The organism is Corynebacterium gerontici, from assembly GCF_003813985.1.
Taxonomy (GTDB): Bacteria; Actinomycetota; Actinomycetes; order Mycobacteriales; family Mycobacteriaceae; genus Corynebacterium; species Corynebacterium gerontici.
This window is the reverse complement of the sequence record NZ_CP033897.1, coordinates 1,414,593-1,430,817: the sequence shown is the minus strand read 5'-3', so window position 1 is coordinate 1,430,817 and position 16,225 is coordinate 1,414,593. Positions and strand designations below refer to the sequence as shown.

The window sequence follows — 16,225 nt, the reverse complement described above, 5'->3', positions numbered from 1 at the left end:
CTCACGGGCGCCTCGGGGGGCGTCCCCTATACTTTCGAAGCGTGGAAGAAAAGCCCCTGAAAGAACAGTCCAAAGCACCCCTGGAGCACGGTGAGGAGCAGCGGCGTGGGGCGTCGGCAAGCGAGGAAAACCCGCTGGCGATGCTCACCGCCAACCCAACCAAGGCCGACTATTGGTGTTTAGGGCTCATGCTTGTGGCGGGTGTCTATGGTCTGGCGATCATGCCGCTGCGCGCTTGGATGCTCGCAGAACTTTCACGCCTGCCGTGGCTCGTAGCGCTTACGGGCTCGGGAACTGGTACTGCGGCGCTCGGCTCTGCCATCAAGGTGGGCGAGAATTTGCCGGTGCTATGGCCGATCGTGTTGGGCGCTCTCATGTTGATCAAGTTCAACTTTGTGTACTGTTGGGCTGGCAAGCTGTGGGGCCGCAAGATCATCAACATGTGGGCGAGCTCTTCCAAACGCTCCGCGCGAAACTATGCCCGTGCTGAACGCGTAGTGGACAAGGTGGGGCCTTTCGGTTTCTTCCTGGCGTACCTGCCCATTCCGCTGCCCATTGGGCTGGTGGTATTCACGGTGGCCGGTATCCGAGGGATGAAGCTCTGGTGGTTCATGGTGCTCAACTACATTTCGGCACTGCTGTGGCGCGGGGCGTATTTCTGGTTCGGCTACGCCGTGGGTGAACCGGCCGTTGATCTGCTGAAACAATACGCAGAGATTTCAAACTACGTGGTGATCGCTATCGTGGTGTTCGTGATTTGGTCCGCCCGGAAGAACCCAGCGGGCGGCATGAAAACAACAGGCGCACAGTAGGCGCAGGAGGAACCGTGGCACAAGGCAAACTCGATCCAGCAAACATTCCAGATGACGGCCTGACCACCCGCCAACGTCGCAATCTTCCCATCACTGCGGTGCACACCGGTCCTGGCAAGGGCAAGTCCACAGCAGCGTTCGGCATGGCAATGCGCGCCTGGAATCAAGGGCTGAATGTGGGAGTATTTCAGTTTGTGAAGTCCGCCAAGTGGCGCGTGGGCGAAGAAAGTGTGTTCAAGCGCTTAGGGGAGCTGCATGAACTGACCGGCGAAGGCGGTGCCGTGGAGTGGCACAAGATGGGCGAGGGGTGGTCCTGGTCCAAGAAACAGGGCTCCGAGGAAGATCATGCGCGCGATGCCGCCGAAGGCTGGGAGGAGATCAAACGCCGCCTGGCCCAGGAAGCACACGACATCTACGTGTTGGATGAGTTCACCTATCCCATCAAGTGGGGCTGGATTGACGTTGATGATGTGGTGGAAACCCTCAAAGACCGCCCCGGTAAGCAGCATGTGGTGATGACGGGGCGCGATGCTGACCCAAAGCTCGTGGAGATCGCCGACCTCGTTACCGAAATGACCAAGATCAAACATCCCTTTGATGCCGGACGCAAAGGCCAAAAGGGGATCGAATGGTAGTTGCTGCACCTGATTGGAAACATGGAGCGGCGACCGGCGTGGTGATTGCGGCGACCAGTTCCGGCTCGGGCAAAACCACCATCGCAACAGGGCTGATCGCCGCTCTAGCCAAACGCATGCAGGTGGCGCCGTTCAAAGTGGGCCCCGACTACATTGACCCCGGCTATCACGGTATGGCCGCCGGGAGGCGAGGTCGCAACCTAGACACCGTGATGTGTGGCCGAGAGCTTGTCCAAGGGCTCTACGCCCACGGTTCCTCCGGTCTCGACATTGCGGTGGTTGAAGGGGTGATGGGGCTTTTCGACGGCCGCATCACCGCCAATCCCACCCACACCGAGGCCCTCGCTGAAGGCTCCACCGCCGAGGTGGCAGCGCTTTTAGGGTTGCCGGTGGTGCTGGTGGTGGACGTGCGCGGCACCAGTCAATCAGTGGGCGCTATTGTGCGTGGCTTTGCTACCGCAGAAGATTCGGTGCGTATCGCCGGGGTGATCCTGAACAAGGTGGGCACGTCGCGCCACGCCGAAGTCTGCCGCCAGGCGGTTGAGGCGCAAGGAGTACCGGTGCTTGGGGCGATACCTCGCGTGGACCATGCCGAAGTGCCTTCGCGGCACCTTGGCCTCGTAACTTCCGGTGAGCTTGCCCAAGCGCGTGAGGCCATCGACGCCATGGCGCAGATGGTCGAGCAATATGTGGATATTGATGCCGTGGTGCAACTTGCCCGGCGGCCTCATGTGGAGGCTATGTGGGAGCCCGGCGCTGCTGCTGTCACGCAGCGGCCGGTCATTGCTATGACGGGCGGACCTGCGTTTTCCTTCACCTACGCCGAGCACGTTGAGATGCTGCAGGCAATGGGCGCGCAGGTGGTGGATTTCGACCCCCTCCATGAGGATCTACCCGCGTGCGCTGCACTCATTATTCCCGGTGGTTTCCCCGAGGAGCACTGCGCTGCGCTGGCGTCTCGAACGGCGCTTCGCGAGCAGGTTCGCGCAGCGATCGAGGCAGGCATGCCGGTGCATGCGGAATGCGCTGGATTGTTGTGGTTGCTGGATTCGCTCGGCGATCACGAGATGCTCGGGGTGATCGGCACTTCTGCTGCGATGGGCCGCAGGCTCACCCTCGGCTACCGCGAAGCGGTGGCGTTGTCAGATTCGCTGCTGTTTCGCGCAGGCGAGCGCGTGATGGGCCACGAGTTCCATCACACGCAGCTCGAATCTCAATCAGTTCCGGGTTTTGCACCTGCTTGGGGCTGGCGATTGTGGGATGGCAAGGCTGCTCAGGAGGGATTTGTGCGCGCTCATGTGCATGCGTCCTATCTGCATGTCCACCCGGCGGCGATCCCAGAGGCGATGCGCAGATTTGTGCAAGCCGCCGCTGATTTCCACGCCCGAACGGCCGCGAAAGTTTAGGTGCCGCAGTAGGTGACGTAAGGCGCGGGATCCTTCGGCGGGGATGCCACCGGTGCGTTGAACGGGTCGCGCGCATATGCGAGCTGCTGGTGAACGAAGCCCCAGTCATCGGCGAGCCCGGCCTGGATAACCTCCTCAACGATGTGGTTGCGGGGAAACCAGTTTGGGAAGTGCTCTCGCATGAGTTCGAGGTCGGGTTCCATCGCGCGCCAGCTACGCAACCACGGCTCCTGCCAATTGGAGGATCGCATCGGATCGACACGCAGACCACGAATCAGCCCGTAGTAGTCCGGCTTGTGTTCTTGGAGTATCTCAAGCAGATCGTCGAGCAACGTCTCTACTTCCGGCGAAGGCTGCAACCCGATTGCCGGTGCCATTACCTCAACCCAAGCGCGACGGTAGAGAGCGGGAAATTCCTGAACCAAGCCGTTGAGGGTGTCCACATCCACGATGCCTACGAAACATTCGGCGAGGCGCACCATGTTCCAGGCAGCCATCTGGGGTTGATTGCGATAACGGTAGCGCCCCTGGTGGTCAATGGAGGAAAACACTGCGTCACCATCGAAATCGTCGAGGAAGGCGCACGGGCCGTAGTCGAGCGTTTCGCCCGTGATGGAACAGTTATCGGTATTCATCACCCCGTGCACAAAGCCCATGCGCATCCACTTGGCCACTAGCGTCGCCTGGGAGTGCATCACGCGGCGCAGGAATTGCTCAGCGAGCGCCTCTTCGGTTTCCGCCTCCAGCCCAAGCACTCCCGCCGAATATCGAAGCGCTGCGAGAACATGCTCACGCCCGCGCGTTGCCGCAAGCTGGAAGGTGCCCACCCGCAGGTGCGAATCAGCCCCACGCACCAAGGCCGCGCCGGGTTGCACTTGCTGGCGCGCGATCTTTTCTCCCGTAGTGATAACCGCCAGCCCGCGTGTGGTAGGCACGCCGATGGCGTGCATGAATTCGCTGATGAAGTACTCCCGCAGCACTGGGCCAAGCTGCGCTTTGCCGTCCCCGCCGCGCGAGAAGGGAGTGGGCCCGGCGCCTTTGACGTGCACCTCTTTCAAGCCCTCGGGCGTATTCATGGCGCCAAGGAGCACCGCGCGTCCGTCGCCGAGCATCGGCACGAATTGGCCGAACTGGTGGCCCGCGTACGCCTGCGCGTGTCCGGGGCGGGAAAGGATGTGGAGCAGGGTGCCGTCGGCAAGCTGAAAATCAGGGTTGAGCAGCTTGATATCCGGATCTGGCCACGCCTCAACGCGCCAGGGAGTTGCGAATTGTGGCAGGGCGTCGGCGAATGTGTGGGAGAGCATGACAGCCAGCCTAAGCCAGCGCGTTAGAATTACAACCTATGAACGATCCATTGCAGCCCATCCATCCCGTGGTACTCATCGGCGGCGGTCCCGGCGCCTGGGACCTCATCACGGTGCGTGGAATGCGCAGGCTGCAAGACGCTGAGGTGATCCTCGCCGACCACCTCGGTCCCACGGCTGAGCTTTCCCAGCTTGTCGACGTCACCACGAAGCACATCATCGACGTATCCAAGCTGCCCTACGGCAAGCAAGTGGCGCAGGAACGCATCAACGAGCTGCTGATTGAACACGCCCGGGCGGGTAAGAAAGTGGCGCGCTTGAAAGGCGGCGATCCATACATTTTCGGGCGCGGCTTTGAGGAACTGCAAGCGTGTGCAGAAGCCGGAGTGCCCTGCGAAGTGGTGCCGGGTGTCACCAGCGCCGTGTCGGTACCAGCGCTTGCCGGAGTGCCCGTGACGCAGCGAGGCGTGGTGCATAACTTCACCGTCATTTCCGGGCACCTGCCCCCAAGGCATGAAAAGAGCCTGAATGATTGGGAGGCGCTGGCGCGCACCGGCGGCACCCTGAGCGTGATCATGGGCGTGAAGAACGCACCGAAGATCGCCGATGCGCTCATGCAAGCAGGACGCGATGCCGAGACACCAGCGGTGGTTATTCAGGAAGGTTCCACCGAAGCCGAACGCGTGGTGCGCTGCACGCTGGGAACTCTTGGGGCGACGATGCGTGAGCACGAGATCAAGCCGCCTGCCGTGTACGTGATTGGGGAGGTCGCGGGGTTGTAGTTGGGGCTTCGTGCGGCTAGCACCCATGGGATATTGCTGCCTTGCTAGCTAGAATGACCATAGACACCCCAGACCGCGAAGATCCCGAAGAAGGAGGAATTGATGCACCGCGAGAGCACAGCCCTGTTGGTGGTGGATGTTCAGGCAGGATTCATCAGCCCTTATACGCAGCGCGCACTTCCTCGAATCCATGAATTGATCGAAAGCGATGCTTTTGATCTTGTGATTGCGACGAGATTCCATAACCCTGAGGGGTCTCCCTATCGCAAATTCATCAAATGGGATCGCCTTTCTACGCCCGAAGAGATCGCCCTGGATCCAAAGGTCGAACAAAGCGCGGACGTCGTTATCGACAAAGCGACGTATATGGCCGGAGACGAGATCGCAGCTTCCCTCAAAGCCTTCGGTATAGCAAAGGTGTTAGTCGTAGGAATCGACACGGATGTATGCGTCTTGCAAAACGCTGCCTACCTATTCGACCACGGCTTTGAGGTCTCCATTGATCTTGAAGGATGCGCGACCAATGGCGGTGCCGAAGCAGATGCCGCGGCCGTCAGGCTGTTGGAGCGCACCATCGGCAGGGACCACGTATTGGGGTCTCAACACCAAACGCTGGCTTCCACAGGCTAGGGCCACCAATGGTGGGGCAGGTGGTGTATCGCTATGAGTTCGCGCCTTTTGATTTAGGCTCGAGTCTCAACCTTGAGCGTAATAGGAAGAAAATCAAAACCACGGCTCGAGATCTGGGGTGGGTGGATGCGAGCGAACATTTTGCTGGCCGCGATATCTCCCACATCATCCCCAACCACGTCGCGCTGCTTGAAGCCGACGATGTATTGGTCTACATTCCTGAATCCGGATTCGGAGTAGCGCGATACCGATTCGAGCACCGCGGTGGCACAAGTGATGACGTGGTTGCCGATGCTTTGCTTGCACGCCGGGAATTTCAAAAAGAAATTGACGAAGGCTCTTTTGAACAAAACGCTGTTGACAGCAACACCCGCGTTGCGTTTTTAGTTGCAACGTTGCGCGAAGAGCTTCAACGGGGAAACAATCCCGAGAAACGCCTGCTGATCCCGCATAAAAATCTGCACTTCTACTCCTTAAGCGTGTTTGCGGTGCCGGACCATCTACCTGATTGGCTCGGTTGGTGTTTGCTGCAACCTCGTGCTTTGGGATGCTCGGTAAGCACCGATCAGCCGCCCACCAGAGAAGCACTGGGTGAAGCCATCAAGGGGTGTCGCGATGCGGAGTTGACCTTGACCGAAATACAAGAAGATATTGCTGCTGCAGACGGCGTGTTTTCGAGTTGGTCGGCTGTGCTGGTGGATGCAACAGCAATGAACGACAACCTGGACTTAGTCACACTGTGCGAGTTTCGTGTTCAATCAACCTGGTACGCAGCGAATTGCGCCTCTGAGATCGCCGCGCTGTCACCGGAAACTTCCAATCTGAACCGGCGCAGAATGATGATTCGCTTGTCTCAGTCAGCCTTTGAACGCACGCGTTGGCTCACCGAACGCCGCCTTGGAGCGAACGACCCGGAGAAGCCGAAACAGATCCTAGACCAAATCAGTGCCACCAGCGACGTACAACGAGAAGTGGAAAACGCCGAGGCAGCGCTGAGCCAAGCACTTGCTCATGCGGAGCTGGAAATCGAACGTCGCAGCGCATACGGAAGAAAGCTGCTCCAGGTGTTTAGCCTGATATTCGCCTCGGCAGGCCTAGCCCAAGTGATGCTGCCTTTGCCCATTACCTCGGAAGTGTTCCAAGAGCATCTCCTTGCGATCCTGATATGGCTTGGAATGACGCTGCTTGGTGCAGTCCTTGTGATCAGGCAAGAACGCTAGGCGCTATAAGCTAGCCTTTCACCACCATGGTGAGTTCCAGTGGTTTCTTTTCGTTTTCTTCGATCACAAAGCCGGCATCCCGCGCCGCGACAGCCACCTCGGAAACATTTTGAGGCTGCGCATCAGACAATGCCAGCTCCCTAGCTAAAAGCCCTTTGTAGTGCTTATTAAAGTGGCTGACCACCTTGCGCGAGCCATCGGCTTGTACGGATTCCACACGCACGGTCACAGCGCCCGGTACGCGACCAAGTTGCTGATAGGTGCCTGAACGTAAATCCAAGATCAGTTCCTCAGATGCCTGCAGCGCCTTAGTGATTGCTTTACCCCAGCGCTTCTTCATAGTGGGTAGTTGCCCGTCTGAGGTGGGCAACTTCGTGCCCCCGGAAAGTCGATACTTGGGGATCATGTCCTGAGCACCCACCACACCAAACAGCGCCGAACCAATAGCGAGGCGTACCCAAGATTGCTCGGGTAGGGAAGGGGCATCGAGGGCGTCGAAAAGCACCCCGGTGTATCGCAGGATTGCGGGCATGGTTGGGGCGCTCATGAGTACGCGATTAGCTTCGGCCTCGGGGCGAAGTTTTTCTGAAATGCCCAAGACTTCCAAGGCCTGATCAACGGGAAGCGCGGCGAGGTCGCGGGCGATTGCGCGGCGGGTTTGGTTCAGGCTTGAAAAGGAAAGCGACTCGAAATCCAGAGGTGCGCCTTCGCCACCGGAGGCCTTGGTTTCTGAGGGAGGAAGGACGATGAGCATGCCACCACAATAATTGCCTGCTTCAGGGGTGCTGTGAGCAAGGCATCTTCTCAGTGGTCGAGCCAAGCAGACCAGCACCTTAGCGTCGGGTAGAATTCCCAACCATGATTACACGCCTTTCTAACCTGTTTCTGCGCACGTTGCGCGAGGATCCCGCAGACGCTGAAGTTCTAAGCCACAAGCTGCTGGTTCGCGCTGGTTACATTCGCCGTGTCGCCCCAGGCGTGTACACCCTCCTGCCGCTCGGTCTGCGCACAGTGCGCAACATCGAAAACGTTGTCCGCGAGGAGATGGATCGCTTCGGTGCCCAGGAGCTACTCTTCCCTGCGCTTCTGCCCCGCGAGCCCTATGAGAAGACCAACCGTTGGACGGAGTACGGGCCGAACCTTTTCCGTCTGAAGGATCGCAAGGACGCTGACTACCTGCTCGGCCCCACGCACGAGGAGATGTTCACCACCGCGGTGAAGGACATGTATTCCTCCTACAAGGATTTCCCGGTCACCCTGTACCAGATCCAGACCAAGTATCGCGATGAAGAGCGGCCCCGCGCCGGCATCCTCCGTGGCCGCGAGTTCGTGATGAAGGATTCCTATTCCTTCGACATGACCGATGAGGGCCTCGAGCAGTCTTATCAGAACCACCGCAAGGCGTACCAGGCGATTTTCGATCGCCTTGGCGTGAACTACGCCATTTGCTTTGCGACGTCCGGCGCCATGGGTGGCAGCGCCTCGGAGGAATTCTTGGCGATCTCGCCTAATGGTGAAGACACCTTTGTGCGCGCCACCGAGGGCGATTACGCGGCCAATGTGGAGGCTGTGGTGACGCAGCCCGGTGTTGAGCGCGATCCCGCTGAGGCACCCGAGGCCGTGGAGCACGACACTCCGCAGTCCGAGACAATTGCTGCCTTGGTTGAGTGGGCCAACAATGTTGGCGTGCAGGTGGAAGGCCGCGCCGTCGAGGCTTCTGACACCCTGAAGTGCATCGTGGTGAAAATCAAGCAGCCTGGCGCCGAGGAGTGGGAACTCGCGGGTGTGCTGCTGCCCGGTGATAGGGAAGTGGATATGAAGCGCCTGGAGGCATCCCTTGAGCCCGCTGAGGTGGAGCTCGCCTCCGAGGCTGACTTTGCCAAGAACGACTTCCTGGTCAAGGGCTACGTTGGCCCAAGGGCGCTGGCTGCTAACGAGGCGAAGGTGTACGCAGATCCTCGCGTTGTGCGTGGAACTTCGTGGATCACCGGCGCTGACGCACCGCAGCTCCACGTGGTTGGCTTGACCGTTGGCCGCGACTTCGAGATCGACGAGTACATCGAGGCCGCCGAGGTTAAGGAAGGTGACCCGGCACCCGAAGGCCAGGGCGTGCTCACCCTGGAACGTGGCATCGAGATCGGTCACATCTTCCAGCTTGGCCGCAAGTACACTGAGGCCTTTGACGTGCAGATTCTGGACGAAAACGGCAAGCGCGCCGTGCCCACCATGGGGTCCTACGGCATCGGCGTGACCCGGCTGCTGGGTGTGCTGGCCGAACAGCACGCCGACGAGAAGGGCTTGAATTGGCCCGTTGAGGTTGCGCCCTACAAGGTGCACGTGGTGGTGGCCAACAAAGACCCCGAGGCTGCTGAGGCTGCGGAGAAGCTGGTTGCCGAGCTTGATCAGGCCGGCATCGACGTTTTGTTTGACGATCGTCCGAAGGTGAGCCCCGGCGTGAAATTCAAGGACGCCGAGCTGCTCGGCATGCCCTATGTGGTTGTGTTTGGCCGCGCCTTCAAGGAAAGCAAGGTAGAGGTGCGCCGAGCGGGGCAGGAGGCTGAGGAGCTGCCGGCGGATAAACTGCCCCAGGCAGTAATTGACCTAGTGAAGTAGGAAAACGGTGGCGGTGCTTTATAAGCCACCGCCATTTTCTTTTTCACCACTGCTGGCGGTTTCAGGTCTATATGTAAACGCGCTGTGAGGATGGTTGATCACCAGCGGTAATAGATCACGACGTGATGTGGTGATGTTCACTGCGACGGCGCGACGCAAACCAAACGCCCACGAGTGAAAGCAGACCCAAGGCGGCGAGATAGACCGGAATCGGCCACCAATGGCCACCGGATGAATCCACCATCCAGACGGCGAGCATTGGTGCGGTGCCACTGAAAAGCGCAGCACCAATTTGATAGCCGAGCGTAATGCCGGTGTAGCGCACCTCTGCTCTAAACAGCTCGGACATCATCGTGCCAAGAGTTGCTGTGACAAACGACCACGCGATACCCAGGGCCAGCACCGAGGCGATGATGAGGCCAACTACGCTGGACTCTGCCAGCAAGAAGTAGGGGCCCGAAACAGCAATCAGGAGTATGACTCCAAAGGAGTACACGCGCTGGCGCCCAAAGCTCTCCGAGAGTGCACTCGCGAGGGGAATCATGAGTGAGGCGACGACCGCGCCCACCATGATCGCGGCGAGTGTGGTGTTGCTGGAATAGCCGAGGTTTGACTTGGCGTAGGAGATCATAAATGCCGCGTAGATGTAGAAGGGAGCGGTTTCAACTGCCTTCACCACAATAGCGACGAGCACCTCGCGCCAGTGCTTGCGCAACGTGGCACCGAGGGGGTTTTTCTGCACATTGCCAGATGCTTGTACCTCGCGGAAGGCCGGCGTTTCATCGAGTTCTTTACGGATATAAAGGCCGACGAAGATGAGAACGAACGACAGAATGAAGGGGATGCGCCAGGCAAACGACTCGAAAAGTGCGGGGCCTGAAACCAACATCGCAGCAATCAGTGCAAGATTGCCGAGAATTAAGCCGAAAGTCACACCAGTTTGCGGCACCGCACCGAAAAATCCTCGTTTTTCTTTCGGAGCGTATTCGTAGGCTAGCAGCAGTGCCCCTCCCCATTCACCGCCTACCGCGAGGCCCTGGGCGATGCGACAGCCAAAAAGCAGGATTGGAGCCCACACCCCGATCTGCGCGTACGTGGGCAACAACCCGATGGCCATGGTACCAATACCCATCGTCGCCAGGGTGACTACAAGCGTTTTCTTGCGTCCCATTCGATCGCCAATGTGTGCGAAGAAGATACCGCCGAACGGGCGGATCAAGAACGTGAGTGCGTGTCCAAAATATGCCAGAAGCACGGCCACCACTGGATCCGATTGAGGAAAGAATTGCGGTGCGAACACGATTGGCGCTACGGAGGCGTAGAGCAAGAAGTCGTACCACTCAATGGTGGAACCTGCCAGAGAACCCAATAATGCTCGGCGTTGAATCTGTCGCTGAGATGCAGCATTTGATGGATGGGGCACGTGCACAACCTTTCCTTGCTGAGGGAGCACATCACTTGGTTTGACGAGCAAGCGGTAGGTGATTTCAATCGCTCTAACTCACTGGTTGTGATTTCGGCAAAGAAATATTTCAGCCGGTTGGCCAAGGAGGGATCAAATCGTCAACACCAACATCCACTCGCAAGACTCAGTGAGCTTGCAGCAAAGATAGTTGTAATACTGGTCATCTTTGCCAAGGTACCGTGGTGTAAGCTCGCGATGATAAAGGCAAAATCCGTCGTTGTCAGTTCCCATCGATAAGACACCGCTTTTCGTCTGAGTCGAGTGGCGTCTGCCGCAGGCAGCTTCGGCGGCTATATCTGTGTACTTGTAGGAACCGTGAAGTTGAGCCACTGTTCTTCATGCTTCCCGCTAGAGTGCGAACAGCGATAAGCCACATCGTGCCTGCTCAGAAGATTCAAGACGCCGCAAGCGTCGAAAAGCTATTTCTTGGCGTGTACACCCAGCCCCTTGGAAAAGCGCAGGCGTTCCATTACCAGCGCAATCCATGAGCAGATGAGCAACGGTTGCACTGCCAGGTTGATGTTCTCGGGGGAGAGCACAATGTTGAAGATTTGTTGTGAGGTCTCGGATGCAACCAATTCCTTCGCTACGTCTTTGATGCCGTCGAACATGAACTGATACACCGCCAGGTAAATCGTGGACCACTGGATCAGGTATTCGTTGATCACGTATTCATCGGCGTTGAAGTGGAAGAGTAGGCGGCGTTTGAGCAGCGTTTCGCGGAAGCGGAAGTGGAGGATCGCGGCCACAAAGATAATGACGAAGATGAAAAAGAGCATTTCGGTGCCGTCGATGCGTCCAAGCAGTTCTTCTTGAGAGAAGCTGTGGATAGTTACATCCAAAATTGCCAGCGTTGCCAAGATGAGAAAGATCACGAGCAGCAGGAAAATTGCGCTGGTTACGCCCATGATAATGAAGTTTGCCAACACCTTGAGGAAAGTGGTGGGGTTCAAATCACGCTGACCACGGTAGACCAGCAGATCGATGAGATAAAAGATAATGGCGATCGTGGCGATCGCAAATAACGCCATCACTGCTTTTAGGCTCGTTTCTCGTTCAATAATTGGTTTCGGCGTTCGAGTGTAGCTGCCAGTCGTTGGGTAGTAACTGGCATGCTACCTGGGCCGGCAAGAGCACCCTGTGGCAGGCCTGTGTCAGGGGCGGTGAAGCAGTGTTAGCCGCGGGGTTGGATGATGTCTTCGAGCTTCTTGACCTCCACGAACGGGCGGTCTTCGCTCGCGCCTTCAGTGTTCTGCTGGGCCTTATCCTCGGCGTTGGCGGCGTCAGACTTCTCGGCCTTCGCCTCTGCGCGCTTGCCGGCTTCCTTCTCGGTGGGCGCACGATGCAGCGTGACCGTTTGCTCACCTTCGGGAGTGTTGTCCTTGTCGGCTTTCTCGCCTGCAGCTTTTTCCTCGCTGATGGCCGCGTAGTAGGTGCCGTATTCGCTGCCACGAACCTCCACGGCACCAAAGCCGTAGTAGCGCATCTTCGGGTGAAGCAGTTGGATGAGGTGCTCGTTGTCGGAGTTCCAAGCGCCCTTGTTCTTCTTCAATGCCTTGAGTTCGCTTTCGCCCCACGTCTTCAGGATGGCCTCGGATAGGGAATCGACGTCGGCGGCAAGCGATTCGTTCTTCGATCCGTGGCCATCGATCGTGGCGGTGTCGATGCCGCTGCCGTCGGGACGCTTGTGCGCGAAGACTTCGGATGCCTCATAAGCGCGTTGAATCGCGATCCAGGTGTAGTCGGCGTCGATGGTGACGTCCATATATTGCGCTTTGGTGTAGATGCCCTCTTTGAACGCAGCGGCGCGCAGGTCATTGTCATACCCTTCGTAGCCGTAGCCACGGAATGCGGGGTTTTTGTCCCACATTTCGCCGCGCAATTCGCGAAGCGCTTCGAGTCCTTCGGTACGCGCCAGGGAGGGGTCGAAGCTGGCTTTGCTGCTCTCGAACAGCTCTTTATCCGAGTTGATCTGAACGTGGGTGGTCGGCTCCGGGGCTGCGTGCGCAATGCCGGTGGGTAGAACCATCGTGGTCGCGACCATTCCGACGAGCCATTTCTTTGCGTTCAAGGGCATACTCCAAACTTCTCCTGGCACAAGTGCCTCACAATCTTAACCTCTTTTGCGGGGCATTGCTCGACACGACGCAGATCTTGCTTTTCGACGCCCCATCAGCATCATTGGTAACGTCAGCAACGCAAAAACCCGCCCTCGGCGGATGCGCCTGGGCGGGTTGAACTGCTTGTGAAGAACTAGCGCAGATCGTTGTTGAGGTTGCTGGTCGGAGTCTGTTCGGCAATCACGGTGTGGCCTTCAGGCTGCGGTGCGGTGGTGCGGTGCACCGGCTGAGTGGGCTGCACAGGTTCAGTGTGCTGCACGTGCTCAGTGGGCTGAGCGGTGTGCTGCGTGGTCACCTGCTGAGCAGCGGCGCTGTCAGCAGGCAGGGTGACGGAACCGTCTGCGTGCTGGACTGCAATGCCCTTCTCGTTGGCCTCTTCGATGCGCTTATTCTGGCGACGCTTACGCATGGGGCCTGCGATGAGCTGGTCGATGCTGATGCGGCCAGCGCCAGCAGCGGAGATGGCCAGACCTGCTGCAGCGATAACGCCCACAAGCTCCCAGCCAGCCTCGTCGATGAAGACGCCGTTGCCGCGGTGGGCGAACCAGTAGGCGCCGATCATTTGCACCAAGAGAACCGGGCCGACGAAACGAACCAGGAAGCCCAGAATTAACAGAGCGCCGGCGACGAGTTCAAAGTAGGTGGAAAAGGTAGCGGCAATCTCAGGGCTCGGCACGCCCATCCCGCGGAAAGCTTCGGTGGTGCCTGCAATTCCCCAGGTGTTGAACTTCTGCCACCCGTGGGCGATGAGCACGACGCCCAGCAGAAGGCGGGAAATCAAAAGAGCGATATCGCGTAAAGTTGTCATGTCCACTCACGCTACCGGTTGCTAAGTGTAAGTGCATATTTATATGTGGAATTGTGTTGAATACGCTGTACATTTCTTTAAGTGAAGCACGTCACTTACCTTGCTTATTGGCAATGGGCTGGCCGCGGTGGCGTCGAAAAGCAAAAGGCCCAGCAGGCGTGCAATGCTGCACGTCACTGGGCCATTGTGCTCGAAAACTTCGAGGCGCTACTGCTTCTTGCGTCGCGCTGTTACGAGGGCGAAGCCGAGAGCGATCAGGGCCGAACCGGCGATGAACAAACCGAGTACGGATGCGCCGGTATTAGCGAGGCTACGGCTGCTTGAGCTGGAGCTGCTCGAGCTTGATCCGCCATAACCGCCATTGCTGCCAGCAACCGCGTTGGAGGTCGAGGACTCCGACGATTCTGGCGCATCAGAGGATTGAGTCTCAGAAGCATCGCTTGAGGAGCTTGGCGCCTCAGAAGCGCTCACCTCGACGGAAGCGCTCACGCTCACCGAAGGCTTGGCGGGAACTGTGGTTTCCTCGGAAGTTTCCGGATCCGTGGGGTCGGTGGTTTCCTCGGAAGTCTCCGGATCCGTGGAGTCGGTGGTTTCCGTGTCTGTAGGGTCGGAAGGCTCGGTGGGCTGGCATTCCTTGCCGTCGGTAGTTTGATCCAGGATCGCGATGTTGCGGTCGCTCATACGAACCACGTGCTGCTTTGCGGGATCAGTGACAACATTTGCGGTGTCAATCGAAAGACTCCGGGAGTCCTCGTCGAAATTGACCTTGCCGCCTTCGTAAATATTCCATTCAGCACCCAAACCGTCGCGTTCGAACACGTAATTGGTGCTATCCACGGCGTAGCCGGTGGGCGCCTGAACCTCGTGGAACTGGATAATCTCATGTTCCACATCGGGGGTCAAAAGGATGTCGCGGGTGTAGAACCTGCCGTCGCCAGTCATTTCAATGATGTCGCCGCCGGGGTTGGTGAGCTTCCAGTTGCCATCGGCATCCTGGAGGTATTGCTCGAAGTACCAATAAGAACCGGACAGCACGCGCGAATTGTCGCGACCAACTTTGAAGATGGGTACGATCATGTCTTCTTCGCGGCTGCTGTAACGGTAATTGGGGTCATGCTGGGTTACGAGTCCATCATCGGCATCGCAGATCGGCACTGGCTTGCAATCGGTGGGGATCGCGTAGACGGGGTTTTCGGCGTCGCCAATCGGTCGAGTACCCATCTCGTAAACGCCTGCGCCGTATACGGAGGTGGTGCCGGTATCGCCGTCGTACTTGTACCACACTGGTTCGGTGATGAGCTCACAGTTGGGGGCGGCCTGCCTATTGCGCAGCTCAATTTTCATCTTGTCTTTGGTCGTTGGGTTTACCAATTCAAGGTTTTGATGTAACCACAGGCCGTCAGTCCGCATGGGCAAATCGTAGTAATCTAGACTCTCGCAGACGACTTCTCCGCTTCCTTCTGGGGCAACACAGCTCTCGCCGCCCCAGAAGGAACCGCCGATGACTTCACCGGTGGCTCGATCCACATTGACAAAAAGGGGAGAGACCCATCGGTCGCTTGTGGGGGCTTATCCTCGGTTCCGGCAACGCGGTCGGCTGGTGAGTCTTGCTCCATCTCGATCACGAATTGGTTGGGTGCGATCTCCTTGATTGCGCCGGTGGCATCCCAGCCGTTGTCGGTGGCCTTGATGGAACCGCTGGAGTTCTCCGGCGCCTTATAGCCAGCAGGTGCATTCACCACCTTGATATCGAAGACATCGACGGGCTCACCGTTTGATTTCCCATCGGGGTAGTTGAAAATGAGCTCCCGAGCGAGCTGGGCGCCATGATCTTCGATTACGAGCTGGTTCATTTCCTCGCTCGCGCCCGTAGAAGTATCGGTGACCGTCACGCTCGCGGTGCCGCCTGGCAGAGCTTTGCCCGTCTTGGCGTCGACATAGTAGAAGGATGGGTAGTCGATCGCGGGAGCCGCGCTCGAGACAGCGGACTCCTGTGGGGCATCATCTTCGCTGCTCGAGGGTGTCGCTGATGTAGTGGGCTCGTCAGGCTCGGCATCCTGGGCTTCTGCGGCTGGCTTGGCCGTAGCCGTTGGATCTGCAGTAGCGGATTCCACTGCATCCGTGTTGCCAGAATCCTCGGACTGTTCTGGCTCCGATTCAGTGGTGCTCGTTGGTGCAAGCTGTGATTCTGAGGTTGGGGTGGCCTCAACGGTTGGGTCGTTGGGGGCCGCGTGAGCAGTTGCTGGGAGCAAGGCTGCGGCGAGGGTGCCGGCGCATAGGGCCGCACTCAGACGATGCTTCATACATTCCTTCTTGTTGGAAAAACAAAAACGTTTTGGGCGTATATGGTTTATATCTCGACCGTCTGGAATGTTACAACGAAAAGCTAGCAGGCACTTTTCCTATGCAATGCTTCTCGCTTTTCATTGC

15 protein-coding genes are annotated in these 16,225 nt (G+C 58.2%); 7 read left to right on the top strand and 8 right to left on the bottom strand.

The features are described 5' to 3' along the window. Positions 1-41 precede the first annotated feature (41 nt). From CGERO_RS06720 to CGERO_RS06710, 3 genes are read left to right on the top strand one after another with little or no spacing between them, the layout of a single operon-like run. Positions 42-812 carry a DedA family protein gene (locus CGERO_RS06720; protein WP_123934429.1) on the top strand — a complete coding sequence of 257 codons (771 nt, stop codon included), beginning with the start codon at positions 42-44 and terminating at the stop codon, positions 810-812. 14 nt (positions 813-826) lie between these two features. Beyond that, entirely contained in the window at positions 827-1,447 is a 621-nt protein-coding gene (cobO, locus tag CGERO_RS06715; RefSeq protein WP_123934427.1) for a cob(I)yrinic acid a,c-diamide adenosyltransferase, read from the top strand. Next, positions 1,441-2,853, top strand: a complete 1,413-nt coding sequence (locus CGERO_RS06710) for a cobyrinic acid a,c-diamide synthase CobB (protein WP_123934425.1) — start codon at positions 1,441-1,443, stop codon at positions 2,851-2,853. Before cobO ends, CGERO_RS06710 begins: the two co-directional genes overlap by 7 nt. Here CGERO_RS06710 and CGERO_RS06705 read toward each other — a convergent pair. Next, positions 2,850-4,157 carry a protein adenylyltransferase SelO family protein gene (locus tag CGERO_RS06705; protein WP_123934423.1) on the bottom strand — a complete coding sequence of 436 codons (1,308 nt, stop codon included), beginning with the start codon at positions 4,155-4,157 and terminating at the stop codon, positions 2,850-2,852. The two genes, CGERO_RS06710 and CGERO_RS06705, sit on opposite strands and share 4 nt — an antisense overlap. A gap of 38 nt (positions 4,158-4,195) precedes the next feature. Here CGERO_RS06705 and cobA point away from each other — a divergent pair, with 38 nt between their 5' ends. The 3 genes from cobA to CGERO_RS06690 all read left to right on the top strand — a co-directional run bounded on the left by cobA (position 4,196) and on the right by CGERO_RS06690 (position 6,789). Then, positions 4,196-4,939 (top strand): uroporphyrinogen-III C-methyltransferase, encoded by a 744-nt coding sequence (gene cobA / locus CGERO_RS06700; protein ID WP_123934421.1) that lies wholly within the window; start codon positions 4,196-4,198, stop codon positions 4,937-4,939. A gap of 102 nt (positions 4,940-5,041) precedes the next feature. Continuing rightward, positions 5,042-5,569, top strand: coding sequence for a cysteine hydrolase family protein (locus tag CGERO_RS06695; RefSeq protein WP_123934418.1), 528 nt, complete (start codon positions 5,042-5,044; stop codon positions 5,567-5,569). Positions 5,570-5,850: 281 nt separating this feature from the next. After that, on the top strand, positions 5,851-6,789 hold the full coding sequence (locus CGERO_RS06690) for a hypothetical protein (RefSeq protein WP_123934416.1): 939 nt from the start codon (positions 5,851-5,853) through the stop codon (positions 6,787-6,789). A 10-nt stretch (positions 6,790-6,799) separates the two neighbouring features. Here the strand turns inward: CGERO_RS06690 and yaaA are convergent, their stop codons facing one another. Further along, a complete protein-coding gene (gene yaaA, locus CGERO_RS06685; protein WP_123936016.1) occupies positions 6,800-7,543 on the bottom strand; it encodes a peroxide stress protein YaaA in 744 nt (247 codons plus the stop codon). 104 nt (positions 7,544-7,647) lie between these two features. Here yaaA and CGERO_RS06680 point away from each other — a divergent pair, with 104 nt between their 5' ends. Then, a complete protein-coding gene (locus CGERO_RS06680) occupies positions 7,648-9,402 on the top strand; it encodes a proline--tRNA ligase (protein ID WP_123934414.1) in 1,755 nt (584 codons plus the stop codon). A 115-nt stretch (positions 9,403-9,517) separates the two neighbouring features. Here the strand turns inward: CGERO_RS06680 and CGERO_RS06675 are convergent, their stop codons facing one another. The 6 genes from CGERO_RS06675 to CGERO_RS06645 all read right to left on the bottom strand — a co-directional run bounded on the left by CGERO_RS06675 (position 9,518) and on the right by CGERO_RS06645 (position 16,098). Continuing rightward, complete coding sequence (locus CGERO_RS06675; RefSeq protein ID WP_123934412.1) at positions 9,518-10,825, bottom strand: MFS transporter; 1,308 nt, start codon at positions 10,823-10,825, stop codon at positions 9,518-9,520. A gap of 461 nt (positions 10,826-11,286) precedes the next feature. Continuing rightward, complete coding sequence (locus CGERO_RS06665) at positions 11,287-11,898, bottom strand: SA1002 family membrane protein (RefSeq protein WP_425455492.1); 612 nt, start codon at positions 11,896-11,898, stop codon at positions 11,287-11,289. Positions 11,899-12,041: 143 nt separating this feature from the next. Then, the gene (locus CGERO_RS06660; protein ID WP_123934406.1) at positions 12,042-12,944 is read right to left on the bottom strand and encodes a hypothetical protein; all 903 of its coding nucleotides are present in this window, start codon (positions 12,942-12,944) and stop codon (positions 12,042-12,044) included. Positions 12,945-13,120: 176 nt separating this feature from the next. Continuing rightward, positions 13,121-13,795 carry a DoxX family protein gene (locus CGERO_RS06655; RefSeq protein WP_123934404.1) on the bottom strand — a complete coding sequence of 225 codons (675 nt, stop codon included), beginning with the start codon at positions 13,793-13,795 and terminating at the stop codon, positions 13,121-13,123. Positions 13,796-14,002: 207 nt separating this feature from the next. Beyond that, a complete protein-coding gene (locus CGERO_RS06650; RefSeq protein WP_123934402.1) occupies positions 14,003-15,205 on the bottom strand; it encodes an LPXTG cell wall anchor domain-containing protein in 1,203 nt (400 codons plus the stop codon). Positions 15,206-15,222: 17 nt separating this feature from the next. Next, complete coding sequence (locus CGERO_RS06645) at positions 15,223-16,098, bottom strand: hypothetical protein (protein WP_123934400.1); 876 nt, start codon at positions 16,096-16,098, stop codon at positions 15,223-15,225. Positions 16,099-16,225: the final 127 nt, after the last annotated feature.

What these genes read in the sequence shown, in the direction of transcription:
- CGERO_RS06665 (WP_425455492.1), bottom strand. Translation starts at nt 11,898, where the DNA reads ATGGCGTTATTTGCGATCGCCACGATCGCCATTATCTTTTATCTCATC.
- CGERO_RS06655 (WP_123934404.1), bottom strand. Translation starts at nt 13,795, where the DNA reads ATGACAACTTTACGCGATATCGCTCTTTTGATTTCCCGCCTTCTGCTG.
- CGERO_RS06710 (WP_123934425.1), top strand. Translation starts at nt 1,441, where the DNA reads ATGGTAGTTGCTGCACCTGATTGGAAACATGGAGCGGCGACCGGCGTG.
- CGERO_RS06705 (WP_123934423.1), bottom strand. Translation starts at nt 4,157, where the DNA reads ATGCTCTCCCACACATTCGCCGACGCCCTGCCACAATTCGCAACTCCC.
- CGERO_RS06660 (WP_123934406.1), bottom strand. Translation starts at nt 12,944, where the DNA reads ATGCCCTTGAACGCAAAGAAATGGCTCGTCGGAATGGTCGCGACCACG.
- yaaA (WP_123936016.1), bottom strand. Translation starts at nt 7,543, where the DNA reads ATGCTCATCGTCCTTCCTCCCTCAGAAACCAAGGCCTCCGGTGGCGAA.
- CGERO_RS06695 (WP_123934418.1), top strand. Translation starts at nt 5,042, where the DNA reads ATGCACCGCGAGAGCACAGCCCTGTTGGTGGTGGATGTTCAGGCAGGA.
- cobA (WP_123934421.1), top strand. Translation starts at nt 4,196, where the DNA reads ATGAACGATCCATTGCAGCCCATCCATCCCGTGGTACTCATCGGCGGC.
- CGERO_RS06645 (WP_123934400.1), bottom strand. Translation starts at nt 16,098, where the DNA reads ATGAAGCATCGTCTGAGTGCGGCCCTATGCGCCGGCACCCTCGCCGCA.
- CGERO_RS06650 (WP_123934402.1), bottom strand. Translation starts at nt 15,205, where the DNA reads ATGCGGACTGACGGCCTGTGGTTACATCAAAACCTTGAATTGGTAAAC.
- CGERO_RS06680 (WP_123934414.1), top strand. Translation starts at nt 7,648, where the DNA reads ATGATTACACGCCTTTCTAACCTGTTTCTGCGCACGTTGCGCGAGGAT.